The sequence below is a fragment of the Leclercia sp. S52 genome, from assembly GCF_039727615.1.
Taxonomy (GTDB): Bacteria; Pseudomonadota; Gammaproteobacteria; order Enterobacterales; family Enterobacteriaceae; genus Enterobacter; species Enterobacter adecarboxylatus_B.
In genome coordinates this window covers 2,659,420-2,674,550 of record NZ_CP152474.1, presented here as the reverse complement: position 1 = coordinate 2,674,550, position 15,131 = coordinate 2,659,420, and the positions used below count along the sequence as shown (strand labels likewise).

Annotated in this window: 14 protein-coding genes and 3 pseudogenes; 14 read left to right on the top strand and 3 right to left on the bottom strand. The window is 53.1% G+C overall.

Going from position 1 to position 15,131, the window contains the following annotated elements; genetic code table 11:
* The first annotated feature begins 5 nt into the window (after positions 1-5).
* From tssJ to AAHB66_RS12800, 8 genes and pseudogenes are all read left to right on the top strand, one after another.
* Positions 6-530: a type VI secretion system lipoprotein TssJ gene (tssJ, locus tag AAHB66_RS12835; RefSeq protein WP_347113192.1), complete on the top strand. Its 525-nt coding sequence runs from the start codon at positions 6-8 to the stop codon at positions 528-530.
* A 10-nt stretch (positions 531-540) separates the two neighbouring features.
* A pseudogene (locus AAHB66_RS12830) lies at positions 541-1,101 on the top strand (contractile injection system protein, VgrG/Pvc8 family); the annotation flags it as partial.
* A 30-nt stretch (positions 1,102-1,131) separates the two neighbouring features.
* Positions 1,132-1,824, top strand: coding sequence for a Tox-REase-5 domain-containing protein (locus tag AAHB66_RS12825; RefSeq protein ID WP_347113191.1), 693 nt, complete (start codon positions 1,132-1,134; stop codon positions 1,822-1,824).
* A 148-nt stretch (positions 1,825-1,972) separates the two neighbouring features.
* Entirely contained in the window at positions 1,973-2,692 is a 720-nt protein-coding gene (locus AAHB66_RS12820; RefSeq protein ID WP_347113189.1) for an Imm52 family immunity protein, read from the top strand.
* 17 nt (positions 2,693-2,709) lie between these two features.
* Positions 2,710-3,787 (top strand): annotated as a pseudogene (locus tag AAHB66_RS12815) (type VI secretion system Vgr family protein); the annotation flags it as partial.
* Between the two features lie 389 nt (positions 3,788-4,176).
* Complete coding sequence (tssE, locus tag AAHB66_RS12810; RefSeq protein WP_347113188.1) at positions 4,177-4,626, top strand: type VI secretion system baseplate subunit TssE; 450 nt, start codon at positions 4,177-4,179, stop codon at positions 4,624-4,626.
* Between the two features lie 24 nt (positions 4,627-4,650).
* Positions 4,651-5,962: pseudogene (locus AAHB66_RS12805) on the top strand (VasL domain-containing protein).
* 139 nt (positions 5,963-6,101) lie between these two features.
* Positions 6,102-6,476 (top strand): hypothetical protein, encoded by a 375-nt coding sequence (locus AAHB66_RS12800; RefSeq protein ID WP_347113187.1) that lies wholly within the window; start codon positions 6,102-6,104, stop codon positions 6,474-6,476.
* A gap of 27 nt (positions 6,477-6,503) precedes the next feature.
* On the opposite strand, the gene AAHB66_RS12795 is transcribed toward AAHB66_RS12800, so the two are convergent.
* The gene (locus AAHB66_RS12795; RefSeq protein ID WP_347113186.1) at positions 6,504-7,070 is read right to left on the bottom strand and encodes a DJ-1/PfpI family protein; all 567 of its coding nucleotides are present in this window, start codon (positions 7,068-7,070) and stop codon (positions 6,504-6,506) included.
* A gap of 44 nt (positions 7,071-7,114) precedes the next feature.
* Positions 7,115-8,347 (bottom strand): sensor domain-containing diguanylate cyclase, encoded by a 1,233-nt coding sequence (locus AAHB66_RS12790; protein WP_347113184.1) that lies wholly within the window; start codon positions 8,345-8,347, stop codon positions 7,115-7,117.
* 597 nt (positions 8,348-8,944) lie between these two features.
* Here AAHB66_RS12790 and AAHB66_RS12785 point away from each other — a divergent pair.
* The 4 genes from AAHB66_RS12785 (at position 8,945) to dbpA (ending at position 13,082) form a co-directional block, all read left to right on the top strand.
* Positions 8,945-10,072 (top strand): methyl-accepting chemotaxis protein, encoded by a 1,128-nt coding sequence (locus AAHB66_RS12785; protein WP_347113183.1) that lies wholly within the window; start codon positions 8,945-8,947, stop codon positions 10,070-10,072.
* Between the two features lie 169 nt (positions 10,073-10,241).
* Positions 10,242-11,225, top strand: a complete 984-nt coding sequence (zntB, locus tag AAHB66_RS12780) for a zinc transporter ZntB (protein WP_347113182.1) — start codon at positions 10,242-10,244, stop codon at positions 11,223-11,225.
* 281 nt (positions 11,226-11,506) lie between these two features.
* Positions 11,507-11,680 (top strand): hypothetical protein, encoded by a 174-nt coding sequence (locus AAHB66_RS12775; RefSeq protein WP_333850480.1) that lies wholly within the window; start codon positions 11,507-11,509, stop codon positions 11,678-11,680.
* A 28-nt stretch (positions 11,681-11,708) separates the two neighbouring features.
* Positions 11,709-13,082, top strand: a complete 1,374-nt coding sequence (dbpA, locus tag AAHB66_RS12770) for an ATP-dependent RNA helicase DbpA (RefSeq protein ID WP_347113180.1) — start codon at positions 11,709-11,711, stop codon at positions 13,080-13,082.
* Between the two features lie 46 nt (positions 13,083-13,128).
* On the opposite strand, the gene ttcA is transcribed toward dbpA, so the two are convergent.
* Entirely contained in the window at positions 13,129-14,064 is a 936-nt protein-coding gene (gene ttcA / locus AAHB66_RS12765) for a tRNA 2-thiocytidine(32) synthetase TtcA (RefSeq protein ID WP_347113179.1), read from the bottom strand.
* Between the two features lie 213 nt (positions 14,065-14,277).
* On the opposite strand from ttcA, the gene AAHB66_RS12760 reads away from it, so the two are divergent.
* The gene (locus AAHB66_RS12760; protein ID WP_225759512.1) at positions 14,278-14,355 is read left to right on the top strand and encodes a hypothetical protein; all 78 of its coding nucleotides are present in this window, start codon (positions 14,278-14,280) and stop codon (positions 14,353-14,355) included.
* A gap of 240 nt (positions 14,356-14,595) precedes the next feature.
* Positions 14,596-15,111, top strand: a complete 516-nt coding sequence (locus AAHB66_RS12755; protein WP_347113178.1) for a hypothetical protein — start codon at positions 14,596-14,598, stop codon at positions 15,109-15,111.
* Positions 15,112-15,131: the final 20 nt, after the last annotated feature.

Genomic DNA, 15,131 nt, shown 5'->3' with positions numbered 1-15,131 from the left:
GTTGAATGACACAAGTCACCCGCAGGCGGGCGCTGACGCTTATCGCCTGCGCCCTGCTGACAGGCTGCGGCCTGACCCAGACCGTCAAGGATGGTACCGTCAGCCTCACTAAATCCATCTTGTATAAGAAAATTAAAACGCTGCATCTGGATTTCACCCCCCGTGCTGCGGCTAATGCTGACGGTGCCCAGACGCCGCTGGCGACCATGGTATGGGTTTACCAGTTGAAAGACCGCCAGGCAGTCGATAGTGCTGATTATCAGGCTCTGTTGCGCAATGCTGATGCAGTGCTGAAAGACGATATGCTGGCGGCAAAAGCGCTGCTGGTGATGCCTAAAGGCAGCGTGACGCTCAATATGCCGATGGATGAAGACGCCCACTTCGTGGCCATAGTGGGTTTGTTTAACCGTCCCGATCTGCAGGATAACCGCTGGCGCCTGGTACTCACGCGCGATGAACTCGACCCGGATAAACCCCGCACCATTGAACTAGGCGACGGCTGGCTCAGCCTGGTATCTGTAACGGAGTAATGTGATGGACATGGACGACTGGCTGGCCCTTTTCGACGGACAGACCCGCTATCTGCTGGAGATTAACGACAGCCCGGTAAAAGCGGATGTGCTGAAATTCACCGGGCACGAGGCACTCAGCGAGTCCTTTCACTGGGACATCGACTTCACAACGCCGCAGGCGAACATTCCCCCGGAACAGGTGCTGATGAAATATGCCACCCTGAGGATGCGCAGCGGCAAGGCGGTGCACGGCATCCTCACCCGCCTGGAGTTAATTTCCACCACTGTCGACCAGTCTCATTACCAGGTGGTGCTCAGCTCCCGCCTGGCTCTGCTGTCACACACAAGGCAGTGACGCCTCTTTCAGAACCTGTCTGTGCCGGAGGTGGTGGACCAGGTTTTGCGTCAGCAAGGCCTGGAAGGCCCGGACTTTGACTTCCGCCTGGAGCGCACGTACCCGGCGCGGGAGCTCATCACCCAGTGGCGGGAGACGGACCTCGAATTTATTCAGCGCATACTTTCAGAGGTGGGGATTTTCTGGCGCACGGAAATGGACGAGGCGCGCGGGCTGGATACTTATATTTTTGCCGGGTTTTTACCTGAAACCCGAAGTTGAAAAATGGCTGAAAACACCCAACGGCTACCCAGTGGAACAGCGGGTGGAAGACTATATGCATGTGATGATAAACAGGAAAAGGAGGGGACTCTGATGGTTATGATCCCACCGGTAGCGATCGGAGGAACGGGCGGTGCGGCTGCCGGAAGTGTCGGTATGGCAGGAAGTGCAGGCGGCGCGTCAACATTTCCCGGCGCAGGAAGCCATGGAGGCTGGGAAGACGATGATATTTATCCTGTGAATCGCTCCGGGGATCCTGGAGGATTTGATTACCAGGGAAAACAGTATGATCCAGTACTGAATGAACCTATGGCCGTCAGCGCCGAGACGCACGGTGATTTCTGGGAGGACGACATGGACTACTCAGAAACGGTAAATTATGAGGGCGTCGAGACCAGAGCCGGCACACAGGCGAAGACGGATGAAAAGACCTGTGAAAACTGCCCGCCGGAAGGGAAAGTGATGCCGATGGTGAGGCGCTGTTCGCGCTGGAGTATGGTGACGATAAGTTACCAGATGCGGATTTGCGGCACGTTTTATAATCCTGAAACGCAGCAGATCCAGGAATTTAAGTACTGTGGCGTGTCGTTTGATGGCTGGAAGGATAAGCTGTGTCAGTTCTGGGAGGCGAAGGCGCGGTATGATCAGTTTTTTAACGCCGATGGTACAAAAAACGTTGGTGGACTGGAAATGTAAGCGCTATAAATCAAGCATCAAGACACCAGTCTGTCGCAACAGTTAACCAGCCTTTAAAGGTCATCTGGATATTTATGCAGCCTGTAAGTCAGAGATACTTTGCTGAGCTGTTTTTACCCCTTAAAGACATTTTGACACGGTGGATACTATGACGTCTTTGTTCAATACTGAGATAAAAGTATATTTTGAAAATGATGAGGCTATTCAGGCTGATAAAAGCCTTATAGATATGTTTGAAGTGTCCAGAGAGACTGAAAAACTTCTTGGGAAAAATAAGAAATGGTTTTTTACTGGCTATTCTAAGAAAGATGCTGTGAAAAGCATTGCCTTTAATGAGTTTGGTTCAACAGAAAATGCTTTTAATATAGTGGGCAAACATTATAATAAACATAAGCCGTTAATAAATGAAAGCATATGGGATGGTGGGGGAGAAGGTGATTCTTGTTCCATTTCTCATTATATGATGTTCATCCTAAATCCCAACAAGGGATTACTTGTTATAGGTATGGATGAAAAGGTCAAGGAAGTTGAAAAAATGATTTCCATGGTGAGATATTTATCTTGCTCAAGGGGGAGGTCATATATTTCTGTCGATTCGAAAGGGTATCATCTCCATAAACGCAATGTATTTCCTGATCGAATTTATGTGGGGTGGATGATTTATATCCCATCAATAGTATTACCAGAATTAATTCCTGAAGCGGCAAAAATTGTACCGGTTATAGAGAATGCAAAACAGAAAGGAACAATTGTTGTTACAACCGAAGAAATATTCGATGGAAGTAATAAAGAACATATCGGCAAAGCTAACGACATAGAAATAAAACTTCTGGATCTAGGACTCTTGCCGTTAATGACAGAACTTTAATTTTTCCACCACGTGAAATGATTATGTCATGAAGAGACGGACCGGGAATTTATTCAGCGCATACTTTGAGAGGTGGGGATTTTCTGGCGCACGGAAATGGACGAGTCGTCCGGACTGTATGACGGGGCGGTGGAATCGGTGTGGGACATGTACACCCTGCATAAGGTGGTGCCGGGCATGGTCAGCGTGCGGGACTACAACTACCGTATCGCCGGGACACCGATGGATGCCACGGTGAGCGTGCGCAGTGACACCGTGACCACCGGGGAGCACTACCGCTACGCAGAGCCGTACCGGGAGGCGGGCGACAACACCGACCCGGAGCCCGTCACCGAATCCGGCGCCTTTTATGCCCGCATTCACCATGAGCGGGAGCTGAACGCGTCTGCCCACGGCACGCTCCCGGCGCGGGTTGAAAGCCGGGAAAAGAATGACATCTACGCGCATCTGGACGATCAGGGGCGCTACCGCGTCAGGCTGGACTTTGACCGGAATGATGCGGAGCAGGGGTTTGCATACCTGTGGCTGCGGATGGCGAAGCCGTACAGCGGGGAGACGTACGGCTGGCACACCCCGCTTCTTGACGGCACCGAAGTGGCGATTGCGTACAGCAACGGCGACATTGACCTGCCGTATATCTCCCACGCCCTGCACGACTCTGAACACCCTGACCCCGTCACCCGGGACAACCACACCCGCAACGTGCTGCGCACCCCGGCCAACAACAAGCTGCGGATGGAAGACCAGAGCGGGGAGGAGCATATCAAGTTCGCCACGGAGTACGGCAAAACCCAGCTGAACACCGGGCATCTGGTGGATGCGCAGGAAAAACCCCGGGGTAAGGGCTTTGAACTCAGAACCGATGAGTATGGCGTAATTCGCGTCGCGAAGGGGCTGTTTATCACCGCGGACGGGCAACAGAAGGCTGCGGGTGAGGTGCTGGATATGGAGACCGCCCTGCGGGAAATCGACGTCTGCCTGCAGCAACTCCAGCAACTGGAAACTGCCGCTGAACAGGCACAGGCGCTGAAGGCGGACATTGAAAGCCAGATAGCGATGTTTGAAAAGCGCCTGAAGCCGCTGAACGAAACCCTGCTCTGAAGTTGCAGCATATGATGCTATTGAATTTTTGTACGGCGCAGATAAAGAACTTCTCTATCCTGGTGATATGGGTTGTGACGGTTATATCTTAAAATAAACCCAACCCAATGTCGCTAGGTTTTTAATGCAATATACTCGATGCATAGTTATTTCGGGGGGGTATAAAGATGTAGCACTCTTTATTAGTTGTTGGTTTGGCTATTAGCTATAACTTCTACTCATGGTATGATGTCAATACACTATGAGTTATTGTGATGCTTTTTCGTGTTTAGCAATATATGGCGAAGTGGCTATTGGTGGTGTTATAAAAAAGAAATATCTATGAAAATAAAGAAAGCACTCAGGCATGTGATTTGTGCTTCGCTACAGGAAAAATAAACGCAATGAATTATAAAACCCCATCTTTATATGAAACGCTTAATGGTAACTTTACAGGAGATCTTCCCATAGATCAGGTAAGCGAAGAGGACCTGATTATTTTGTCCGTACTGGACAATATTCAGCGTATCCTTAATTCAAGAGCCGGTGCAATATCACATTTGCCTGATTACGGGCTGCCGGATATGACGAAGATCCTTCAGGGTATGCCGGGAACGGCACATCAGCTCATAGAAACCCTAACAAGAGTATTATTGAAATATGAACCACGATTACAATCTATGGATGTAGTTTTGCTGGATCAAATAATCCCTGGTGAGCTTCGATATCACATCAATGCCGAACTCAAAGGCATCGGTCTTGTACGCTACGGCACCGAATTTATGCCTGAAGGCCGGGTGCTCATCCGTCACCTGAAACAGCAGCAGTACCTGGACGCCCGCTCCGCAATATAGTTTTTTACCTCTGGCAGGACACTCATGACAACGCTCTCTGAACGCCACCTTAAATCCGGCGGCGATCCGCGCACGCTTGCGGATTATGCCGCTCTGCGTAATGAAATGAACAAACTGACCCATCCGGCGCGTCCGGATGTGAACTGGCAACAGGTGGAAAATCTATGCCTGTCGCTGTTTGAACACAACGGCGTGGAACTCCAGACCGCCGCCTGGTTCTGCCTTTCTCGTACGCACCTGGCCGGGCTGTCTGGCCTGAACGAGGGACTGGCGATGGTGAATTCACTGGTTACCCGACATTGGAGCCATCTGTGGCCGCAACCGGTGCATGCCAGGATGGAAATCCTCGGCACGCTCAGCAAACGGCTGAAGCAGGATTTGCGCTCCCGGGCACTGACGTCTGCCGATATTAGCCAACTTAACCAGGCGCAAGAACACCTGCTCGTTCTGGACGAGACGTTAAAACGTCTGGAGTTAACGCCGGTGAGCCAGCTCGATATCCTGCGCACCCATATACATAGCGCGGCGGTACGTCTGGAAAACAGAGAAACCAGTTGTGATACGGTGGTTACCGTACCGGTTGAATCGTTGATCCCTGATAGCGACACGCCTGTGGAGGTGACTGAGGGCGACAAAAGGACGTATGTCCCTGAACCTGAATCGTTTCCGAAGTGCCCATCGCCCGCAAAGCCCTGGAAGCCTTTTGCCGCTGGTATGGCGACCATGCTGGTACTGGCTGGGATCCTGACAGGAGGATGGCTGGCGATGCATCAGCCCGACCCGGCGCGGGAACAGTCCGCTGTAACCCTTTCCCCCCTCGCCGGTAGCGCTTTCCGCCGACAGGCGACAGCCCCACTTATCACCGGAAGCAGGTATTCGCCAGACACAGCAACAGCTAGCGCAGTTATTGCAGTTAAAGCCAGACTGGGCGCTCAGCTATGGCGATGACCAGGTACAGCAGGCGCTCAGGCTATGGCCGGAGCAGGGCAATACCATTGCGCAGCAGTGGCAACAGCAGAAGGCGGCCCTTGCCCTGGCGCCGGAAAACCTGACCGGCTGGCATCAGGGAGTAACGCAGCTTGAGCAACTGGCGAACCGGCTTAATGCCCTGGATGAGCAGAAGGGCAAATATATGACGGTCAGCGAACTTAAATCGGCGGTGTTCGCCATCATGCAGTCGCTGAATCGCACCGTGCCGGTGGAAGAGCAGTTGCGCCAGCTCTCAGTTATCCCCGCAGAGCAGAGCAGTAGCGCCGTCCGGCAGCGCCAGGTGGAACAGCATCTGCAGCAACTGATTGCCTCTTATGCGGCACTGAAACAAACCCCGTCAGAATAAAGCATGCTCGTAACAAGCTCACAGGGACCACAACGTGTCAGCCAGAGAACGTTTTTTCAGGAAAGTACAACACGGTAGCGACAGAGTATCGTCCGGTAAAAAATCCGCTGATGCAGAAGTCAGGGCATTCTGCTCACGAATGGATGAACTGGCGCAGCAAATTAGCCAGTGGTTTGCCGGTTCCGGTATTGAGGTGACGTTTTCCACCAGACATCTTCATGACCTGAGCGCAGTGGGCTATAGCCTGAACAGCGGCATATGCCGTTATGACATCACCGCCATCAGGTTGCAGAACGGTGACCGTAGCGTCCGACTTCTTCCGGAGCAGCTCTGGAATGGCACTGAAACAGGCATTGTAACCCTGCATGTCGATGCGCCCGGTATCAGGCAGGTGTTTAATCTGAGCATGGCGCCGGAATCGGGCTGGTTTATTCGGCGTCAGTATCAGAGCGCAAAAGAGAACGTCATTATGACTGAAGAGCGCTTTTTTGATGCGGTTGACAGGCTGGCCTGAAACCACCGAGCCTGTCCAGAACCGACCTTACTTCTGCAACAGCTCGGCAAATTTCGCCAGCCACTGCGGATGCGCAGGCCAGGCGGGAGCCGTAACCAGATTGTCATCGACATAAGCCTCATCAATACCGATGTCTGCATAGTATCCGCCGCTGAGTCGGACTTCTGGCGCACAGGCAGGATAAGCGCTGCAGGTGCGGCCTTTCAGGACATCCGCGGCGGCCAGCAGTTGAGCGCCGTGGCACACGGCGGCAATCGGCTTACGTGCCTGGTCAAAGGCCTGCACCAGTTTGATTACCTGCTCATTCAGCCGCAGATATTCCGGTGCCCGTCCGCCCGGAATTAATAGCGCGTCATAATCCTCTTCTTTCACCTCAGCAAAATCGGCGTTGAGAATAAAGCGGTGGCCGGGTTTTTCGCTATAGGTCTGGGCGCCGTCAAAATCGTGGATTGCCGTCATGATAAAGTCGCCTTTGGCTTTGTCAGGGCAGACCGCATCAACCTGATGACCAATCATCTGCAATGCCTGAAACGGCACCATGGTTTCGTAATCTTCAGCGTAATCCCCGACCAGCATCAAAATCTTCTTGCTCATCTTAACCACTCCTCAAGGAATATATTGAAAGACAGAAGGCGACATCACGCCGCCAGCACTTTATTACGACCATCATTCTTTGCGCGATACAGCGCATCGTCCACGCGCTTAAACAGATCGTCGATACTTTCATCCGGGTTATGCCGCGCCACCCCAATGCTGACGGTGAAGCGGGGCAGTCCCGGGATGGCAATGCGGGCGATGGCCGCGCGCAGGGTTTCTGCGATCTGCATCGCCGCGTCCAGCGACGTGCGGGGCAGCAGCAGCACAAACTCCTCGCCACCCCAGCGGAAAACGTAATCATCTTTCCGGCAACAGCTTTCCAGCATTCGCGAGAGGGCAATCAACACCTCATCGCCTTTCTGATGCCCAAACATATCGTTAATGCGCTTAAAGTGGTCCGTATCCACCAGCAGCAGGCTGAACTCCTGCTGGGCAGGAAGATTGTTCGGTGAGGCTTGATCGGTAAGGTTATAAAACTGACGACGGTTGAGCAGGCCGGTTAACGAGTCGCGCAGCGCGGCATGCTCAAGCTCCAGTTCAAGCCGTTTTTGCTCGGTAATATCATGAATGATGCACAGCATCAGTTTGTCGCCGTAGATCTCAATCGGGCCGGCATAGGTCTGTACATGTCGGGTGGTGCCATCAGCCAGTCGATGCACAAAGTTGAGCGGCTTATGGCCGCCAGGTAAACGCGCGATCTCCGTCATCACCGGCAGAATATTGCGGCCGAGGGTGTTGATCTCCCAGGTGTGCTTGCTGCACATCTCATCATGGGTATAGCCATAAAAATTGAGGGCCGCGAGATTGGCATCAACCACCTGGCCGTCCCGGGCAGGATCGATTAACAGCATGGGCGCACTGTTGGTCTGGAAGAAACGGGCGTAGAACCCCTGTTTTTTGCGCTGGTAGGTGCCAGAGCTGGTGGCTTTAAGGCCTGTTACCGGCTGCCGGGCAATACCCTCAAAAATAATGACCTCGCCGCAGGTGTCAAAATCGGCCAGCGAGAGCCGGCAGCTGAGGCTCATTGGCTGGTTATTTACCTGCACGCTCCAGATTTCAATAATCTCTTGTTGGGTTTTTAAATCGGGCACGTACATCGCAAGCGTTGCCTGGGCATGTGCTGAGCAGACCCCTTTACGCAGGTCATCCAGCGTCGCGTCCTGCATGATCTTTTTTGCTGCCGTATTGGCGAACACAATATCCTCCGAAACCGGGGATACGACCCATACGGGTGTTTTTAGTATATTCAGCGCAGCAAACCCTGAAAGCGACATAGGCCAGTCTCAGTTATCAGCACGTCAGGTGCCTGAGATCCACGACGTAGCGGCACGCGTGGGCTTCTTTGAAACATACTCTACTTCATACGGTCAGGCAGAATTTTTTTGTGATATTCGTATGAAATTCGTATTAATTTTACCAACTGGAATAGTTTTATTCTCCTGTGATGCGACAGCAGTTATTAAGTCAATTTCTCATAGATCACCGGTAAGGAGTCGCTGTTTTTTGGGGAAAGGCGTTTAGTATCGGATTGGCTTCGAGAAAACATTAATGTTTTTTTCAAGCAATCCGTAAAAACATATCCAATATTGAGTAATTTAAGCCCGGCTAACGAATACATGTCCTTAAGGTCTTGTGGCTTAACTATAAAATTTATCTGGGCAAATGCATTTCATGGCATTAAGGGCTTAATATTCTTATTATCAGACTTTAATGTATGGAGGTTACAGGTTGGTTAGCTTTTGGCTCTCCCTTAAGGTAAATTTCAAAAGCCTATAACGTTAATGAAATGTCACTACGAAATGAGGGTGAAAAATTAAAAGCAGAATGCTATATATTTCCTATCATCTGAAAATGCCGTTGTGGGATATATTATGCTCAGGAATATTAGCGTAAGGACTTTTATTCTTTCTTATCTGGTGGTTGTGTTTCTATTAATTGATGGACTGGTCATTTTTCTAGCACCGCAAACCTCTTTGTTAATTTCGCTTAATTGCCTATTTGTCATTGCGTTCCTGTTCCTGCTGCTTTACATGACCCAATACCTGGTCGTACCCATCAATACGGTAAAAAGAAGCATTGAAGAGGTTATCTCCGGCAATGTGGGCGTCAGGATCCCCGAATTTGGCGACAACTGCGCGGGGCGGCTGATCCCGGGGATTAACACCCTGTCGGGCAACATCGCCACCCTGGTGCGTGAGATCCGCTCCTCCTCAGCCACGGCAATGAGCCTTTCTGAGCAGCTGGCCGCCCGCAGTTCGGCGCTGGCGGCAAAAACCGAGCTGCAGTCCGCGTCGCTGATCCAGACCTCTGCCAGCATGGAACAGATGGCAGCTACCACTAAAAATACCGCTGATAACACCCGTCTCGCCAATGAGAAGGCCAACGCAGCGACCCGCCAGGCGCAGAAAGGCGGCGAGCTGATGGGGCAGGTTGCCAACAACATGCACTCCATTACCGAATGTGCCCAGCAGATGACCGAAATCATCACCATGATTGACGGTATCGCCTTCCAGACCAATATCCTGGCGCTCAATGCTGCGGTCGAAGCTGCTCGTGCCGGCGATCATGGCAAAGATTTCTCGGTCGTGGCCGGGGAAGTGCGGAGCCTGGCGCATCGCAGTGCCGAGGCGGCAAAAAGCATCAAATCCCTGATCGCCGTTACCAGCAGTAACGTCAGCCAGGGAGCGATGGTGGTGGCTGAAGCCGAGAAGAACATGCAGGAGATCGTCAGCGGCTCCGGGCAGGTCAGCAGGCTAATGGATGAAATTTCCACTTCGACCTATGAACAGGAGAAGGGCATCGCGCAAATTACCCAGGCGCTGTCCGATCTGGAAAACGTCACCCAGAGTAACGTGGGGATGGTGGAAGAGCTCTCCGGCTCCTCGGCGGTGTTGAAAAATCAGGTGGTTGAGCTGCAGACCCGCACGCGAAACTTCCATCTGGAACCGGCATCCTCTGCGCCTTTATACGACGGGCGAACACACCCCGCGCGTGCCTGACACGTCATCAACTCTTGAAGCCTGGTTCGCCAGGCTTTTTTGTGCAACGCGTTTAGTTCAGGAATAGTCTCTTTTACGAGCAAATTCAGCGCGATGGCGGGTTAAATGGTTGCTTAAGCTGCCAGGGTGGCTAGACTGACAGCAAAGAACAGCTACTGGCGGAGGCGCTGTGGAAGGCATAAAAGGATCGGAAGTTAACGTTCCTGACGCAGTTTTTGCGTGGATACTCGACGGTAAGGGCGGGGCAAGACCGCTCACCAACAACGATATTATCGATCAGCAACATCCCTGCTGGCTGCACCTGAACTATACCCAGCCGGAGAGCGCTCACTGGCTGGCCTCAACCCCGTTACTGCCCAACAACGTGCGCGACGCGCTGGCCGGGGAAAGTTTGCGCCCGCGCGTGACCCGCATGGGTGAGGGAACACTTATTACCCTGCGCTGTATTAATGGCAGCACCGATGAACGGCCGGATCAGCTGGTGGCGATGCGCCTTTATATGGATGAACGGCTGATTGTCTCGACCCGGCAGCGAAAAGTGCTGGCGCTGGACGACATCGTCGGGGATTTAAAAGAGGGTACTGGCCCGGAAGATTGTGGGAGCTGGCTGGTGGATGTCTGCGACGCGCTCACCGATCATGCCAGTGAGTTTATCGAAGAGCTGCACGATAAGATTATCGATCTGGAGGATAACCTGATCGACCAGGTTATTCCGCCTCGCGGATTTCTGGCGCTGCTGCGCAAACAGTTGATTGTGATGCGCCGCTACATGGCCCCGCAGCGCGATGTGTATGCCCGTCTGGCGAGTGAACGGCTCCCCTGGATGAATGACGATCAGCGCCGCAGAATGCAGGATATTGCCGACCGGCTGGGGCGTGGTCTCGATGAAATTGATGCCTGTATTGCCCGCACGGCGATCCTGACCGACGAAATCGCCCAGGTGATGCAGGAGTCGCTCTCCCGCAGAACCTACACCATGTCGCTGATGGCGATGGTCTTTCTGCCCAGCACCTTCTTAACGGGGCTGTTCGGCGTCAACCTGGGGGGGATCCCCGGCGGGGACTTCCGCTTTGGCTTTTCGCTGTTCTGCATCATGTTAGTCGTTTTAATCGGTGGTGTTGCATGGTGGTTACATCGCAGTAAATGGTTGTAAATTTGTACTATTTTGACGTTATGATGCGCCTGAAACGCTATTTTAATTGAGCGAAGTCAATAAACCGTTTACCCATAAGGTGCACTATCTCTCCCGCAGGTGAATGCAACGTCAAGCGATGGGCGTTGCGCTCCATATTGTCTTACTTCCTTTTTTGAATTACTGCATAGCAAAATTGATTCGTACGACGCCGACTTAAATAAGTCGGCTTTTTTTTGCCTGCAACCCAGCAGCGACTACCCTAAAAGAGACAACCCGATCCCCTGGAGGGTAACATGGCCATGCTCTTAACACTGCTGCTGCAAACGCGGCAATCGGACCCGGTACCCACCGATCCGGTGCCCGTTCCCGAACCGATCCCCCGCCCGCAGCCGATGCCGGATCCGCCGCCGGACGAAGTGCCGATTAAAATGTCGCATCAGAGGCGGAGATCTGCGAGGATACGCGCCTGCTGACTGTGAGTTTTTTACCGCGAGAATAACTGTGACTGCTTTTTCAACGCTGAACGTACTGCCTGCCGCCCAACTCGATAACCTCAACGAGTTGGGTTACCTGACGATGACCCCTGTACAAGCTGCCGCGCTGCCGGCGATCCTGGAAGGACGCGATGTCCGCGTGCAGGCCAAAACCGGCAGTGGCAAAACGGCGACGTTCGGCCTTGGGCTGTTACAGCATATTGACGCCAGCCTCTATAAAACGCAGTCGCTGGTGCTCTGCCCGACGCGCGAGCTGGCGGATCAGGTGGCGGCGGAGCTGCGTCGTCTGGCGCGTTTTCTGCCGAACACCAAAATCTTAACCCTCTGCGGCGGACAGCCGTTCGGCGCCCAGCGTGACTCTTTGCAGCACGCGCCGCACATCATCGTTGCCACTCCGGGTCGTCTGCTCGATCACCTGCAAAAAGGCACGGTCTCCCTTGATGCGCTGCAGACCCTGGTGCTGGACGAAGCCGACCGCATGCTGGATATGGGCTTTAGCGAGGCCATCGACGAAGTGACTCGTTTTGCGCCGCCATCGCGCCAGACCATGCTCTTTTCTGCCACCTGGCCAGAGGCGATTGCCGCCATCAGCGGCCGCGTGCAGCAAAACCCGATCGCCATTGAAATTGACACCGTCGACGCGCTGCCGGCGATTGAGCAGCAGTTCTTCGATACCACCCAGCGGGGCAAAATCCCGCTGCTGCAGAAGCTGCTCAGCGTCCACCAGCCTGCCTCCTGTGTGGTGTTCTGTAATACCAAAAAAGATTGTCAGGCGGTGTGCGATGCCCTGACCGAGGCTGGACAGAGCGCCCTGTCGCTGCATGGCGATCTTGAGCAGCGCGATCGCGATCAGACCCTGGTACGTTTTGCCAACGGCAGCGCCCGCGTGCTGGTTGCTACCGACGTCGCCGCCCGCGGTCTGGACATCAAATCCCTGGAGCTGGTGGTGAACTACGAGCTGGCCTGGGATCCGGAAGTGCATGTTCACCGCATCGGTCGTACCGCTCGCGCCGGTAATAGCGGCCTGGCGATCAGTTTCTGCGCCCCGGAAGAGGCGCAGCGTGCCAACATTCTGGCAGAAATGCTGCAAATCAAGCCTAACTGGGTGGATGCACCGGCTAACGTCAGCGTTGTGCCGCTGGCCGCTGAGATGGCGACGCTCTGTATCGACGGCGGTAAAAAAGCCAAAATGCGTCCCGGTGATGTACTGGGCGCGCTGACCGGCGATATTGGTCTGGACGGTGCTGATATCGGTAAAATCGCGGTGCATCCGGCGCACGTGTATGTGGCGGTGCGTCAGTCAGTAGCGCAGAAGGCGTGGAAACAGCTGCAAAACGGCAAGATCAAAGGCAAAAACTGCAAGGTTCGTCTGCTGAAATAAGCGGGGCGGGAGAGCGTCTCAGCGCTAACGCTGAGACGCTTGAAAATTACTTCACTTCAATCACGTTCAGACGCATCTCATCCAGCTGAGTGTCATCTTCTTCCGGCTGCCAGCCCGCGGGTTGCATCGGGATCTCTTCGCGATCGAAGGCCAGATCGCCACCGTTCACCACTTCCGACCCGTGCTTAATCCCTTTGAAATCAAACAGGTTGATATCGCTCAGGTGCGAAGGCACCACGTTCTGCATTGCGCTGAACATGGTCTCGATGCGGCCCGGGTAGCGTTTGTCCCAGTCGCGCAGCATATCGCCAATCACCTGACGCTGCAGGTTCGGCTGGGAACCGCACAGGTTGCACGGAATGATCGGGAAAGCTTTCGCCTCGGAAAAACGCTCAATGTCCTTCTCGCGGCAGTAGGCGAGGGGACGGATCACGATGTGCTTTCCATCATCGCTCATCAGTTTCGGTGGCATGCCTTTCATTTTGCCGCCGTAGAACATGTTCAGGAACAGGGTCTGCAAAATGTCATCACGGTGGTGACCGAGGGCAATCTTGGTCGCGCCCAGTTCGGTCGCCGTGCGATACAGAATGCCGCGGCGCAGGCGGGAGCAGAGCGAGCAGGTGGTTTTCCCTTCCGGGATTTTCTCTTTAACAATGCCGTAGGTATTCTCTTCGACAATCTTGTACTCAACGCCCAGCTTCTCGAGGTATTCCGGCAGAATATGTGCCGGGAAGCCCGGCTGCTTCTGATCCAGGTTGACGGCCACTAACGAAAAATTGACCGGCGCGCTTTGCTGAAGATTGCGCAGGATTTCGAGCAGGGTGTAGCTATCTTTGCCGCCAGACAGGCAGACCATAATGCGGTCGCCTTCTTCAATCATGTTGTAATCCGCAATGGCTTCACCGACGTTGCGGCGCAGACGTTTTTGCAGTTTGTTGAGGTTGTACTGGTCTTTTTTGGTAATTTCTTGATTTTGCGACATTTAATAGTGGCTCAATTCGTTTATGGCTAAAGCCGCCCAGGCGGCCCACCGTTAAGATGGGGGGGCAGCAGGTCAACATGAAAAAGTATGGCGTGTATGGTACGGATTACGGCGGTGAATGTCAGCACGTTTTACAGCAAACGCCTGCCGCCTGGCTGGTTTTAAGCAACAAACGCTATAGTTGTAGTCCATCCACAAAAACGGGAGGTAGTCATGCAGTATGTTGAGAAAGATGACCCGCGCGAGGCCCCGGAGTCGGGCGATAAAAAGCCCCAACCCGTTAAAAAATAGCTGACCGTGCGTCATGCCCCCGCCACCGGCATTCGCTGGTGGCTTTTTCATGCCTTCCCCCCCGGTCCGCTCAATCCTGACGGCGTCCCTCCCGGGCTCAGTAAGTAGTGCTGTATCGGCCTTGCGCACTCACCAAAAAGGCGCATGGGTTGTTGAAGATCAATTGGGTACGATTGAGAAGAGACAGGTACTGAAGACGATGGTCAGCAAAAACAGGACTGATACGATGAGGTGCTAACGATGAGTAAACAGTGGCAATTACTTCTGGGTATGTTTGTTTTAATGGCAGTGTTTTCATCCGCAAAGGCCAACACCACGGCGATGGGGCTGACGTTAGGTAAAACCACGCTGCAGCAGTTTATTAAAGCCTATCCCTCTGCCCAGCATGAGGGGCGCAGTAAGTGGAGTGACGGCGATATTTTCTCTATTCCGAATAACGAGCTGGGATTAGAGGGAGCCAAAAATAACGCGGTGATCTTCAGTACGTCGGGAAGGATCACCGCCATTATGCTTGAGCTGGATAAGAATCGTTTTGATGAAGTTCAGAGCATGCTGGAACATAAATATGTGGCGGTGAAGAAGCAGATCTCATTCGCCGGTGATAAATACGCCAAATACCAGAATGAAAATGATTTAATTGAGCTCGATGCCCCGTATTTAGCACCTGTCATGAAACTCACCTACTCGGAACAACTCTTCCAGGAAGCCTGGCTGAAAAAGAGTGCAGAGGAATTTAGCCGCAGAGGGGGAGGCTGAATTACACTTAGCCGGTACGC

Coding starts and splice junctions, on each gene's coding strand:
- tssJ (WP_347113192.1), top strand. CDS start 6: ATGACACAAGTCACCCGCAGGCGGGCGCTGACGCTTATCGCCTGCGCC.
- AAHB66_RS12825 (WP_347113191.1), top strand. CDS start 1,132: ATGGCTGAAAACACCCAACGGCTACCCAGTGGAACAGCGGGTGGAAGA.
- AAHB66_RS12820 (WP_347113189.1), top strand. CDS start 1,973: ATGACGTCTTTGTTCAATACTGAGATAAAAGTATATTTTGAAAATGAT.
- tssE (WP_347113188.1), top strand. CDS start 4,177: ATGAATTATAAAACCCCATCTTTATATGAAACGCTTAATGGTAACTTT.
- AAHB66_RS12800 (WP_347113187.1), top strand. CDS start 6,102: ATGGATGAACTGGCGCAGCAAATTAGCCAGTGGTTTGCCGGTTCCGGT.
- AAHB66_RS12795 (WP_347113186.1), bottom strand. CDS start 7,070: ATGAGCAAGAAGATTTTGATGCTGGTCGGGGATTACGCTGAAGATTAC.
- AAHB66_RS12790 (WP_347113184.1), bottom strand. CDS start 8,347: ATGTCGCTTTCAGGGTTTGCTGCGCTGAATATACTAAAAACACCCGTA.
- AAHB66_RS12785 (WP_347113183.1), top strand. CDS start 8,945: ATGCTCAGGAATATTAGCGTAAGGACTTTTATTCTTTCTTATCTGGTG.
- AAHB66_RS12775 (WP_333850480.1), top strand. CDS start 11,507: ATGCTCTTAACACTGCTGCTGCAAACGCGGCAATCGGACCCGGTACCC.
- ttcA (WP_347113179.1), bottom strand. CDS start 14,064: ATGTCGCAAAATCAAGAAATTACCAAAAAAGACCAGTACAACCTCAAC.
- AAHB66_RS12760 (WP_225759512.1), top strand. CDS start 14,278: ATGCAGTATGTTGAGAAAGATGACCCGCGCGAGGCCCCGGAGTCGGGC.
- AAHB66_RS12755 (WP_347113178.1), top strand. CDS start 14,596: ATGAGTAAACAGTGGCAATTACTTCTGGGTATGTTTGTTTTAATGGCA.